Origin of the sequence: Mycobacterium paragordonae (assembly GCF_003614435.1) — a bacterium.
GTDB classification, from domain to species: Bacteria; Actinomycetota; Actinomycetes; order Mycobacteriales; family Mycobacteriaceae; genus Mycobacterium; species Mycobacterium paragordonae.
Map to the genome: position 1 here is coordinate 2,132,989 of NZ_CP025546.1, position 12,406 is coordinate 2,145,394.

At 67.5% G+C, this 12,406-nt stretch carries 9 protein-coding genes, 2 tRNA genes and 1 pseudogene; 6 read left to right on the forward strand and 6 right to left on the reverse strand.

Going from position 1 to position 12,406, the window contains the following annotated elements; translation table 11 throughout:
• Positions 1 to 18: 18 nt before the first annotated feature.
• From wrbA to C0J29_RS10030, 3 genes are read right to left on the reverse strand one after another with little or no spacing between them, the layout of a single operon-like run.
• Complete coding sequence (wrbA, locus tag C0J29_RS10020) at positions 19 to 618, reverse strand: NAD(P)H:quinone oxidoreductase (RefSeq protein ID WP_120792219.1); 600 nt, start codon at positions 616 to 618, stop codon at positions 19 to 21.
• Complete coding sequence (locus tag C0J29_RS10025; RefSeq protein ID WP_120792220.1) at positions 615 to 2,045, reverse strand: phytoene desaturase family protein; 1,431 nt, start codon at positions 2,043 to 2,045, stop codon at positions 615 to 617. The genes wrbA and C0J29_RS10025 overlap by 4 nt, the downstream gene beginning before the upstream one ends.
• Before the next feature lie 43 nt (positions 2,046 to 2,088).
• Positions 2,089 to 3,879 (reverse strand): tetratricopeptide repeat-containing glycosyltransferase, encoded by a 1,791-nt coding sequence (locus tag C0J29_RS10030; protein ID WP_242460406.1) that lies wholly within the window; start codon positions 3,877 to 3,879, stop codon positions 2,089 to 2,091.
• A gap of 459 nt (positions 3,880 to 4,338) precedes the next feature.
• Between C0J29_RS10030 and serA the strand changes: the two genes are divergently transcribed.
• Together serA and C0J29_RS10040 are read left to right on the forward strand one after the other, a co-directional pair.
• Positions 4,339 to 5,925, forward strand: coding sequence for a phosphoglycerate dehydrogenase (gene serA, locus C0J29_RS10035; protein WP_065163542.1), 1,587 nt, complete (start codon positions 4,339 to 4,341; stop codon positions 5,923 to 5,925).
• Entirely contained in the window at positions 5,922 to 6,935 is a 1,014-nt protein-coding gene (locus C0J29_RS10040) for a 3-isopropylmalate dehydrogenase (RefSeq protein ID WP_082978264.1), read from the forward strand. The genes serA and C0J29_RS10040 overlap by 4 nt, the downstream gene beginning before the upstream one ends.
• A gap of 133 nt (positions 6,936 to 7,068) precedes the next feature.
• Here C0J29_RS10040 and C0J29_RS10045 read toward each other — a convergent pair.
• Positions 7,069 to 8,124, reverse strand: a pseudogene (locus C0J29_RS10045) (MFS transporter); the annotation flags it as partial.
• A 182-nt stretch (positions 8,125 to 8,306) separates the two neighbouring features.
• Between C0J29_RS10045 and C0J29_RS10050 the strand changes: the two are divergent.
• From C0J29_RS10050 to C0J29_RS10065, 4 genes are all read left to right on the forward strand, one after another.
• Positions 8,307 to 9,095: a fumarylacetoacetate hydrolase family protein gene (locus tag C0J29_RS10050; protein WP_120792222.1), complete on the forward strand. Its 789-nt coding sequence runs from the start codon at positions 8,307 to 8,309 to the stop codon at positions 9,093 to 9,095.
• On the forward strand, positions 9,092 to 10,564 hold the full coding sequence (gene gltX, locus C0J29_RS10055; protein WP_120792223.1) for a glutamate--tRNA ligase: 1,473 nt from the start codon (positions 9,092 to 9,094) through the stop codon (positions 10,562 to 10,564). Before C0J29_RS10050 ends, gltX begins: the two co-directional genes overlap by 4 nt.
• 177 nt (positions 10,565 to 10,741) lie before the next feature.
• Positions 10,742 to 10,813 (forward strand) — tRNA-Gln (locus C0J29_RS10060).
• A gap of 84 nt (positions 10,814 to 10,897) precedes the next feature.
• Positions 10,898 to 10,970, forward strand: a tRNA-Glu gene (locus tag C0J29_RS10065).
• Positions 10,971 to 10,975: 5 nt separating this feature from the next.
• Here the strand turns inward: C0J29_RS10065 and C0J29_RS10070 are convergent.
• Positions 10,976 to 11,488 carry a PPOX class F420-dependent oxidoreductase gene (locus C0J29_RS10070; RefSeq protein ID WP_065048038.1) on the reverse strand — a complete coding sequence of 171 codons (513 nt, stop codon included), beginning with the start codon at positions 11,486 to 11,488 and terminating at the stop codon, positions 10,976 to 10,978.
• A gap of 142 nt (positions 11,489 to 11,630) precedes the next feature.
• Positions 11,631 to 12,332 carry an IclR family transcriptional regulator gene (locus C0J29_RS10075; RefSeq protein ID WP_065048040.1) on the reverse strand — a complete coding sequence of 234 codons (702 nt, stop codon included), beginning with the start codon at positions 12,330 to 12,332 and terminating at the stop codon, positions 11,631 to 11,633.
• Positions 12,333 to 12,406 lie beyond the last annotated feature (74 nt).

Genomic DNA, 12,406 nt, shown 5'->3' on the forward strand with positions numbered 1-12,406 from the left:
TCAGGCGCTCAGCCGGTCTCAGGCGCTCAGCCGGTCGGCGGTCTGAACCACCCGGCGCGCCAGATGATCCAGTGCGTCGCCCGTGGCCGAGTCGAACTCGCTGATGTTGTCGTGCGTCGAAACCAGGCTTGCCCCATAGGGATTGCCATCGACGAACTTCAACGGATCGGTGTACCCGGGCGGCACGATGATCCCGCCGAAGTGCATGAGTGTGACGTAGAGCGTCAACAGAGTGGTCTCTTGACCGCCGTGCAGGGTGTTCGACGACGTGAAGCCGGCGTACACCTTGTCGGCGAGTTTGCCTGCGGCCCAGAGCCCGCCGAGTCCGTCCAGGAAGTCGCGCAACTGCGAAGCGACCGAGCCGAATCGGGTGGGGGAGCCGAAGATCACCGCGTCCGCCCACTCGATGTCTTCACCGGTGGCGGTCGGAAGGTCTTTGGTCGCTTCGTAGTTCGCCGTCCAGGCCGGATTGTGTGCGAATGACGCCGGGTCGCGGGTTTCGGCGACGTGGCGGACCCGGACTTCGGCGCCTGCGGCTTCGGCGGCCGCGGCGACGCGCTGTGCCATGGAGGTGCCGTGCCCGGTCGCCGAGTAGTAGATGATCGCGAGTTTGGTCATGGTGTCAGCTTAGGCAGTTCCGTGATGCCGAACTCACGCCCCAGCAGGGTGCGGGCCGCGTAGTACCCGGCCATACCATGCACTCCGGCGCCCGGTGGAGTCGCCGCCGAGCACAGGTAGACCTTGGGAATCGGTGTGCTCCAAGGGTTTACCCGCGGGGTGGGGCCGACGAGCGCGCGCACCGCGGAGTTACCGCCCACACTGATGTCACCGCCGACGTAGTTGGCGTTGTGGTCGCTCATGCGCGCGGCCGGCACGCTGCGGGCCGCCACCACGATGTCGCGGAATCCCGGCGCGAACCGTTCCACCACTCTCGTCACGGCTTCGGTCGCGTCGTCGGTGGACCCGGCGGGTACGTGCGCGTAGGTCCAGAACGGTCGCCGACCACTGCTGTCTATCCGCCGGGGGTCAGTGATGTGTGGCAGGGCGCCGAGGACCATCGGGGCGGCCGCGTGACGCCCGGACGCGATGTCCGCTTCGGCCTCGACCATCTCCTGCCGGGTGCCGCCGAGATGGAGGGTCGGCGCTTTTTTTAGCCGCGGATCCGACCACGGGATGTCCTCGCTCAGCACGAAATCCACCTTGGCCGCGCCGGAGCCAAATCGATAGCGGCGCAACGCATTAGCGTACCGTTCCGGGATGGAGTCGCGGTAGACGTCCAACAGGGTGGTCGGGGCGGTGTCGAAAACCGCGACACCGTCGAGCGCCTCGGTGACCTCCACGCCGGCCGTGATCTCGCCGCCGTGTGCGCGCAGGTCGGCAATGAGCGCGTCGGAGATCATCTGAGTGCCACCCACGGGAATCGGCCAGCCCACCGCATGGGCGAGTGTCGCCAGCATCATCCCCGCGCCCGCCGAGGCCAGCGACGGCAATGGGGTAATGGCATGCGCCGCAACGCCGGTGAACAAGGCGCGGGCGTCCTCGCCGGCCAGTGCGCCCCATGCCGGGGTGCCTTGGGTGAGCATCCGCAACCCGAGGCGGACGACGGTGGGCAGCGATCGGGGCATCGACCGCTTGTCCCCGAGTAGAAAGGCCACGACCGCGTCCGCATTGCCCACCAGTGGCCCGAGGAAACGTCGCCAGGATTCGCCGTTCTCCAGTTCAGCGGAGGTTCGCGCCAAATCTCGGTACGCGATGGCCGCCGGCCGCCCCGGCAGCGGGTTGGCGTAGGAGATCTCCGGCACGGTCAGCTGGACCCCTCGTGCGGTGAGGTTGAACTCGGCGAAGAACGGTGACGCCAGGGCCAGCGGGTGCACCGCCGAGCAGACGTCGTGCAGAATTCCGGGAAATTCGGAGTCGATCGCGCTGCGTGCGCCGCCGCCAAAGGTGGGCTGGGCCTCGAGGACCTGCACTTTCAATCCCGCACGGGCACAAATGACGGCAGCGCTGAGCCCGTTGGGTCCGCTGCCGACGACGGTGACGTCCATCTGTGAATTACAGCCGACGACGTCGTTGAAGGGAATTCCGCACCTAGTTCAGGCCGGACGTGATGCACAACACCTCGTCGAGGCTGGCGGTCGCGAGGCCGGCTGCGGCGGCCCGCCGGCCCAGTTCGGCGAGCGGATCCGGGGCGTCGGCACGGGTACCTCCGACGCGATCGAGTCGGGCGGTGTCGAACATTGCCGGGCCGTGCGTTACCTGCCCGCGCAGCACGTAGCGTCCGGCGCCGGGCGCGCGTGACGCCACCTCGTCGGTCGCGCTCGTACCGATCAGGGTGTCCGCATCGGCGAAGTTGAGCGCTACCTGGTAAACGTTCTCCTCGGCCTCGAACACGCTTGTCAGGCGGCTGATTAAGCCCTCCTGGGCATAGAACTGCCCGCCGCGTCCCAGGTGCAGCCAGAACCGTCCGTAAATCTGGTCTCGTATCTGCGACAGGATGGCTCCCGCAGGCTCTCCGGCGGTGATCGGACAGAACTCCAGAAACGGATACCGTTCGAGCAGTGTCGCGCGATCGGCTGCAGGCAGGCCCGCATCGACCACCAGGTAGCGGCCGATCCGCCATACGTCGGTGCAGCAGTTGAGAAGTGAGTTCAGCGTCACCTCGACGCCTTTGATGCCTTCGTGATCCGACCCGGCGACCAGGCTGAGCACCACCTCGGCGTCGCGGCGGTGGCCCGCCAGATGCCGCGCCAGCTCAACGGGGTACGAGGCGGCCGCTTCGAACGTCCGCGGCGCGCTGTTGTCGCAATTGGCGGTGATCCGTTGCCGATCCTCGTCGGGAAGACCGGGCTTGGCCAGGGCTCGCCGCCAGAGCGTGACCGCCTCGGCGTGCTCGTCGATCCACGATGCGCAGACGGCAGCCTCGTCGAGCGCACCCCAGGTATAGGTATCCGCACTGACAAGAAAGGTGTCTTCAGTGGGAAACGGGATCTCGGCGGCGTGCTTGGCGAACAGATAGCCGAGCCGGTAGCGCTCGTCGAGACGGTAGCGATAGGCGATGGCGTACAACGGTTCTGCGCGGGTCGGCCGGAACTCCCAGGCCCTCAGGTAGGCGTTCTCTACCTCCGGCCAGGGCGCACCCATCGACCACATCGACTCGGCGACGCGGTACATCGATTGGTAGGTCTCCTCGGCCCACCCGCCCATGTCGACGCGGCGCTGATACCACTTGCGGGCGTTCTCGAAATCGCCTAAGTCGAAGTAACTTTGCGCCAGATAGAACACCGACCGCGCATTGTCAGGATTGCGTTCGATCTCGGCGAGCAGCAGGTCGCGGTCGCTCTCGTATTTCTGCTGCGGATTCCGGTTGCGCGCTCCGAGACGGCGAGAATCGATGTAGTAGTCACCGTCGAGTCGGTCGTGACTGAAATCGGAGTCGACTATGACGTCTTCATGGACCACGCCTTCGTAGCGGACCGGCAACCCGTCACGGAAGAGACTGGGCCGCCAGAAGACGTTCGAGGTTTGGCGATAACGGAGTTGATAGAGATCTTGGCCCAGCTGGCCGAAATCGAGGTTGCCCACGACCTTGTCGTCGGCGTCGAGGACCCAGATGTAGTCGCCGTAGCCCTGAGCGAGGGTTAATGCCTCGGACCGGTTGTGCCCAAAATCGCGCCACGGCCGCTCGTGGAGCTCTCCGGGAATGCCAAGACGGGCCATGTGATCGCGGATGACGGCCTGGGTCCCGTCGTCGGAGCCGGTGTCCACGATCACCCATGCGCTTATGTACGGCGCGATGTTGTCAAGGGTTTCTCGGATGATCGCCGCCTCGTTGCGGACGATCATGTTGACGCAGATCGCCGGGGGAACGAGGGAGGACACGGCCGGATCGTACTCAGCGGCGCCGGTTGTGGTTGAGGGATTGGCCCGAGTGATGTGTAGGCGCTGCGGGGACCCGTTGCGCCCGGCTCCGTCGGGCTTACGATCCCCGCGGGGCCCGATGGCGGCGCTCCTCAGCGGGCCTGAACGGCCCGCATCGTCGCACCGCTAGGCCTGATGGCGGGGACCCGTTGCGCCCGACTCCGTCGGGCTTACGATCCCCGCGGGGTCTGATGGCGGCGCTCCTCAGCGGGCAAGAACGGCCCGCATCGTCGCACCGCTAGGCCTGATGGCGGGGACCCGTTGCGCCCGACTCCGTCGGGCTTACGATCCCCGCGGGGTCTGATGGCGGCGCTCCTCAGCGGGCAAGAACGGCCCGCATCGTCGCACCGCTAGGCCCGATGGCGGGGACCCGCTTCGCCCGGCTCCGCCGCGCTCGCGATCCCCGACTACGCTGTCCGCGTGAACTTGCCTGTTGTATTGATCGCCGACAAACTCGCCCAATCAACCGTCGCTGCCCTGGGGGACCAGGTCGAGGTGCGCTGGGTAGACGGCCCCGATCGGCCAAAGCTGCTGGCCGCGGTCCCCGAGGCCGACGCTCTGCTGGTGCGGTCGGCCACCACCGTCGACGCCGAGGTGCTCGCCGCGGCCCCCAAGCTCAAGATCGTCGCCCGCGCCGGCGTCGGGTTGGACAACGTCGACGTCGACGCGGCCACCGCCCGCGGCGTGCTGGTGGTCAACGCCCCCACCTCGAACATCCACAGCGCCGCCGAGCACGCAATCGCGCTGCTACTGGCCGCATCCCGCCAGATCCCGGCCGCCGACGCCACGTTGCGCGAGCACACCTGGAAGCGGTCCAAGTTCTCCGGCACCGAGATCTTCGGCAAGACCGTCGGCGTAGTGGGCCTGGGCCGCATCGGCCAACTCGTCGCCCAGCGGATCGCGGCCTTCGGCGCCCACCTTGTCGCCTACGACCCCTACGTGTCGCACGCCCGCGCCGCCCAGCTCGGCATCGAACTGCTGCCGCTGGACGACCTGCTGGCCCGCGCCGACTTCATCTCGGTGCACCTGCCCAAGACGCCGGAGACGGCCGGGCTGATCGGCAAGGAGGCGCTGGCCAAAACCAAGCCCGGCGTCATCATCGTCAACGCCGCCCGCGGCGGTCTGATCGACGAGGCTGCGCTGGCTGAGGCCATTACCAGCGGACACGTCCGCGGGGCTGGTCTGGACGTGTTCGCCACCGAGCCCTGCACCGACAGCCCCCTGTTCGAGCTGCCGCAGGTGGTCGTCACGCCGCACCTGGGCGCCTCGACCGCAGAGGCGCAGGACCGGGCCGGCACCGACGTCGCCGAGAGCGTGCGGCTGGCGCTGGCCGGCGAGTTCGTCCCCGACGCGGTCAACATCGGCGGCGGCGTGGTCAACGAAGAGGTTGCGCCGTGGCTCGACCTGGTCCGCAAGCTCGGCGTGCTGGCGGCCGCGCTGTCCGACGAGTTGCCCGCGTCGCTGTCTGTGCAGGTGCGCGGTGAGCTGGCCTCCGAGGAGGTCGAGGTGCTGAAGCTGTCGGCGCTGCGCGGCTTGTTCTCCGCCGTCATCGAAGACGCCGTCACGTTCGTCAACGCCCCCGCGCTGGCGGCCGAACGCGGCGTCACCGCCGAGATCAGCACAGCCACCGAAAGCCCGAACCACCGCAGCGTCGTCGACGTGCGCGCCGTTGCACCCGACGGCTCGGTCGTCAACGTCGCCGGCACGCTGACCGGGCCGCAGCTGGTCGAGAAGATCGTGCAGATCAACGGCCGCAGCTACGACCTGCGCGCCGAGGGCATCAACCTGGTGATCAACTACGCCGATCAGCCCGGTGCCCTGGGCAAGATCGGGACGCTGCTCGGCGCGGCCGGGGTGAACATCCAGGCCGCACAGCTGTCCGAGGACACCGAGGGCCCGAGCGCCACCGTGTTGCTGCGGCTCGATCAGGATGTGCCGGCCGACGTGCGCTCGGCCATCACCGAGTCGGTCGGCGCGAATAAGCTTGAAGTGGTTGACTTCTCGTGACGAAGCTCGCCGTCATCGCTGGCGACGGGATCGGCCCTGAGGTCATCGCCGAGGCCATCAAGGTCCTCGACGCCGTCCTGCCCGGGGTGGAGAAGACGGAATACGACCTGGGCGCCCGGCGCTTCCACGCCACCGGCGAGGTGCTGCCGGAATCGGTGGTGCCCGAGCTACGACAGCACGACGCGATCCTGCTCGGCGCGATCGGTGACCCGTCGGTCCCCAGCGGCGTGCTGGAGCGAGGGCTGTTGCTGCGCATGCGTTTCGAGCTGGACCACCACGTCAACCTGCGGCCGGCCCGGCTGTACCCCGGCGTGACGAGCCCGCTGGCCGGCAACCCCGACATCGACTTCGTCGTGGTGCGCGAGGGAACCGAGGGGCCCTACACCGGAAACGGCGGCGCGATTCGCGTCGGCACACCCCATGAGGTGGCGACCGAGGTCAGCGTCAACACCGCGTTCGGGGTTCGCCGGGTGGTCACCGACGCATTCGAGCGGGCGATGAGGCGCCGCAAGCATCTGACGCTGGTGCACAAGACCAACGTGCTGACGTTCGCCGGGGGACTCTGGCTGCGGACCGTGCAGGAGATCGGCGAGCAGTACCCCGACGTCGAGGTCGCCTACCAGCACGTCGACGCGGCGACGATCTTCCTGGCCACCGATCCCGGACGGTTCGACGTGATCGTCACCGACAACCTGTTCGGCGACATCATCACCGACCTGGCCGCGGCCGTGTGCGGCGGCATCGGCTTGGCCGCGAGCGGAAATATCGACGCGACGCGGACCAACCCGTCCATGTTCGAGCCGGTGCACGGCAGCGCTCCCGATATCGCCGGGCAGGGTATCGCCGATCCCACCGCGGCGATCATGTCGGTGGCGTTGCTGCTGGCCCATCTAGGCGAGGACGAGGCGGCTGCCCGGGTAGATCGTGCGGTTGCGGCCTACCTGGCGACTCGTGGGGACGAACGGCCTGCCACCACCGTTGTCGGCGAACGGATTGCAGCCGGGCTCTAGACTCCAGGCCCGGCGGCAACACCCGGGTCGGTACCAACGGCGCCGCGGCGAGGGGGAACAGGGCACACAGCCCCCAGGCGAGCGGGTAAGCGGCCGCGGTGATCAGCGCACCGAACATCGGCGGGCCGGCGGCGGCCATCAGCCGCTGCGTGGTGTTCTGGGTGCCCAGCGCGCGTCCGCTCCAATAAGGCCCGGCGAACTCGGTGATGGCGGTGGCCTCCAGCCCGTTGTCGAGTACCGCGAGTACCGAGACGGTGATCATCAACATCACGTCGAAGCGCGAACCCACCCGGTCGCTGAGCGACAGCAGGATCAGAGCCACCCCGGCGGCGAGTGCGATGATGCGGACCGGTCGCATCCGCGAGCCGACGCGGTCCGACCAGCGGCCGACCAGGATGCGGCCTCCCGCACCGATCAACTGCGAGATGGTGACCAGACCACCAGCCGCCGCCACCGACCAGTGATGCTCATTGATCAGCCAGACGAGCATGAAGGTGACGGTCACCGTCTGCGGCATCATCAACAACGCCGACGCCGCATGGATCCGCCACAACACGTTCGAACCGCGGTAGGGGCTGGCCAGTTCCTCGTGGGTGGCCGTCCGGCGCGGTTTGCGGGGCGGGTCGACCACACCGAAGACGCTGACCACTGCCGCGATGGCGCACATCACCGCCGGGAACATCAAACCCGCATGCGCGCTGGTCTCGGCGAGCTCGGGAATCACCAAGGCGCCCAACGCGATTCCGAGTGGCTGCGCGGTCTGACGGAAGCCCATCGCCAGGCCACGCTGCTGCGGCGGAAACCACCCGGAGACCAGTCGGCCGCCCGCAGTGTTACAGCTCGCGGCGGCCATTCCGCCCAAGAACAGGAAGATGCCCATCAGCAGCAGCGAGTGCACGGAGGCGGCGGCGTAGGCCGCCAGGGCCGTCAGTGCCGAGCCGACGGTCAACACGATGCGCTCGCCGACGCGGTCGAGCACGTAGCCCCAAGCGACCAGGGTGACGACCATGCCCCAACTTGGCATCGACGCCAGCAGACCCGCCTGGGCGAGTGGCGTCCCACGCGCCGCTTCCAACCGGGGGATCAGAAATGCGATGCCATTAATGAAGAGGAAGGAACTCGTGGTCGCGACCAGCGAGACGGCGACGATCGTCCAGCGCGCGACGGCACTGGACGGATCCCGAGGCATCTACTCATGCTTGCACAGGAGCAGCGTCGTTTCGGTCCGCGCCGCCTGCCATCGGGACTGAACATTTGGCGGCCGCTACTCGTGCTTCGGCTGCAGATTTACAGCCTCGGTGACGCGCGGCCTCGCGCACGCCGGCTACGCCCGGCTACTTCGGCTGCGCGACCACAGATAGGCTCATGCGAATGCGCCTTGGACGAATCGCCAGCCCGGACGGTGTCGCTTTTGTCAGCATCGAAGGAGACCTCGACGACCCCTCGGGTATGACGGTTCGCGAAATCGCCGAGCACCCGTTCGGCACGCCGACCTTCACCGGCCGGTCCTGGCCACTGGCCGACGTTCGCCTGCTTGCCCCGATACTGGCCAGCAAGGTGGTCTGCATCGGCAAGAACTACGCCGACCACATCGCCGAAATGGGCGGCGAAGCGCCGGCCGACCCGGTGATCTTCCTCAAGCCCAACACCGCGATCATCGGGCCCAACGTGCCGATTCGATTGCCCGCCAACGCATCACCGGTGCACTTCGAGGGTGAGCTGGCGGTGGTCATCGGCCGGGCGTGCAAAGACGTCAGCGCGAGTCAGGCCGCCGACAACATCCTCGGCTACACCATCGGAAATGACGTCTCGGCCCGTGACCAGCAGAAGTCCGACGGGCAGTGGACCAGGGCCAAGGGGCACGACACGTTCTGCCCGGTAGGACCCTGGATCGTCACCGACTTGGACCCTGCTGATCTCGCCCTGCGCACCGAGGTCAACGGCCAAATCAAGCAGGACGCCCGCACCTCATTGATGATCCATGACGTCGGCGACATCATCGAGTGGATCTCGGCGGTAATGACCCTGCTGCCAGGCGATCTCATTCTCACCGGGACCCCGGCCGGCGTCGGGCCGATCGAGGACGGCGACACCGTCTCGGTCACCGTCGAGGGCATCGGCACTCTCACCAATCCCGTTGTCCGCAAAGGAAAGTCGTGACCAACGCAGAGCACGTCCGGGTTCGGTTCTGCCCGTCGCCCACCGGCATACCCCACGTCGGGATGATCCGCACCGCCCTGTTCAACTGGGCCTACGCCCGGCACACCGGCGGCACCTTCGTCTTCCGTATCGAGGACACCGACGCCGAACGGGACAGTGAGGAAAGCTATCTCGCACTGCTCGACGCGCTGCGCTGGCTCGGGCTGGACTGGGACGAGGGGCCCGAGGTGGGCGGCCCGTACGCACCGTACCGCCAGTCCCAACGCAAAGACCTCTACCGCGACGTCGTGGCCCGGCTACTCGAGGCGGGCGAGGCCTACTACGCGTTCTCGACGCCGGAGGAGGTCGAGGCCCGGCACGTGGCAGCCGGACGCAGTCCCAAACTCGGCTATGACAACTTCGACCGTCAACTCACCGACTCCCAGCGCGCGGCGTATCTGGCCGAGGGACGCCAGCCGGTGGTGCGGCTGCGGATGCCGGATGCCGATCTGGCGTGGGAAGACCTGGTACGCGGAACCACCAGCTTCGCGGCCGGCACGGTTCCGGACTTCGCGTTGACCCGCGCCAACGGGGATCCGTTGTACACCTTGGTCAATCCGTGCGACGACGCGTTGATGAAGATCACCCACGTGCTGCGCGGCGAGGACCTGCTGCCGTCGACCCCACGCCAGATCGCGCTGTATCAGGCATTGATGCGGATCGGTGTGGCCGAGCGTGTCCCGGAATTCGGCCACTTCCCACCGGTATTGGGGGAGGGAACCAAGAAGCTGTCCAAGCGCGACCCGCAGTCGAACCTGTTCCTGCATCGCGACCGTGGGTTCATCCCCGAGGGTCTGCTCAATTATCTTGCGCTGCTTGGCTGGTCAATCGCCGACGACCACGACCTGTTCAGCATCGACGAGATGGTCGCCGCCTTTGACGTGGTCAACGTCACCTCGAACCCGGCTCGCTTCGACCAAAAGAAGGCCGACGCCATCAACGCCGAGCACATCCGCAGGCTGACGATCGACGACTTCACCACCCGGTTGCGCGACTACCTGGAAGCCCACGGCCACCGACTCGGTTTGGATGAGCAGGCTTTCAAGACGGTCGCCGAGCTGGTGCAGACCCGCATCGTCGTACTCGGAGATGCGTGGGACCTGCTGAAGTTCTTCAACGACGACGAATACGCGCTCGACCCCAAGGCCGCCGCCAAAGAACTCGGCCCCGATTCGGTTGCGGTGCTCGACGCCGCCGTCGGGGCGCTGGACGCGATCACGGACTGGACGACGCCACAGATCGAGAACGCGCTCAAGAGCGCTCTGATCGACGGCCTGGCGCTCAAACCGCGGAAGGCCTTCGGCCCGATCCGGGTGGCCGCCACGGGAACCACGATCAGCCCGCCGCTGTTCGAGTCGCTGGAACTGCTGGGGCGTGATCGCAGCCTGGGTCGGCTGCGCGCCGCGCGTGAGCAGGCGGGGTCGGCCTAAGTCGTTCCAGGGCGTTCCAGCGCGTGCCGGGGTATGCCGGGGTCTGCGTGGACCTTCGGAAGTCTTTGGTAGTGTGCACTGCGGCTTCAAAGGCTTAGAACGGCTGGATCCAGCGGTGCCAGGACGCGGGTGTCAAACCCGGGAAATGTGCCGTGACCAGGGCTTTTAAGTCGCAAATGGGGTATGGTGTAATTGGCAACACAGCTGATTCTGGTTCAGCCATTCTAGGTTCGAGTCCTGGTACCCCAGCAAAGCTCCACCGGCGCCGAGCGGATGCGAGGTGATTAGGTGGGGTATCCGGGTTGAGCTATGCTGACTGCTCGGATCGTGTCTGGCCCCGTCGTCTAGCGGCCTAGGACGCCGCCCTCTCACGGCGGTAGCGTGGGTTCGAATCCCATCGGGGCTACAAAATCACTGACCGCCGCTCTTGGCGGCAGCCGCGGTCGTACCACCCACCGGCATGCTCGGCAGGCCCAGCTTGCGGTGATCCCACGACCGGCTGCGCCGGCTCACGATGCGCACGCCTACCCGCTTATTCATCATCTGGTCGACGAACGGCTTCATGTCGTCGCTGTAGGGCCCCGTGTAGCGCTCCCACACGCTGACGCCGACGCGGTGCAGGGCGTCGGGGTCGTCGACGATCTCGGCGACGCCCTCGAAGGACACGCCCCGCAGGGTGTCGTAGGTGTCGCCGTCCTCGAGCAGGAAGCTGACCCGCGGGTCGCGTTTGAGGTTGACGGCCTTCTGCGACTTGGCTTTGGTCTCCAGCCAGATCTCGCCGTCCACCACGGCGTACCACATCGCCGTCAGGTGCGGTTGTCCGTCGGGCCCGATGGTGGCCAGCGTGCCGGTCCGGCTGTTGTTGACGAAGTCGGTGATCTCGGCCTCGGACATGACGATGCTCGCGCGCTGATTCGTTCCCATGGCGTCAGTGTGTCAGGCGCCCGTGCATCGCCTCTGCACCGGTGGCGCCGAGCTTGCGCTCACGGTCGCCGCAAGCCTCCGTGAGCGACCCTGGACGCAATCTCGGCGCAAGGGGCGCCGAGACGCAATCTCGGCGCAGAAACTACAACCGCCGCGTCAACGCCTCGGCGGCGGCCAGAAGATCGGCGGCCCAACGCGCGCCGGGTCGCCGACCCATGCGGTCGATCGGGCCGGACACCGAGATGGCGGCGACCACCACGCCGCGCCCGTCGCGCACCGGCGCCGAAACGCTTGCCACGCCCGGTTCGCGCTCGGCGACACTCTGCGCCCAGCCGCGCTTGCGGACTTCGGCGAGTACCCGGTCGGTGAACATCGCCTTGGGTAGCACGGCCTTCTGCGTGGCAACGTCGCTGTGCGCCAGCAGCACCTTGGCCCCGGAGCCCGCGGTCATCGGCAGCCGCGCTCCCACCGGCACCGTATCGCGAAGGCCCGCAGGTGGTTCCAGGGCGGCGATACAGACGCGCGAGGTGCCCTCCCGCCGGTACAACTGCACGCTCTCGCCCGTGGTCTCCCGCAATTGGGGTAGCACCGCGGCGCTCGCGGCCAGTAGTGGGTCGCTGACATAGGACGCAAGTTCGGTGACCGCAGGCCCGAGCCGCCACCGGCCGTCCTCGTCCCGCCCCGCCAGGCGATGCACCTCCAGCGCCGCGGCAAGCCGGTAGGCGGTGGCCCTGGGCAGGCCGGTGCGTTCGCACAGTTCGGCCAGCCCGCAGGGGGATTCCGCGACCGCGTGCAGGATGCCGACGGCTTTGTCGAGGACGCCGATGCCGCTATGCTGTCTCACAAGAAGATACTAGCGTCTCGCATCGTGAGATCACCAGCCCGGACGGATCAGCGAGCCGCGAACGGACGAATCGA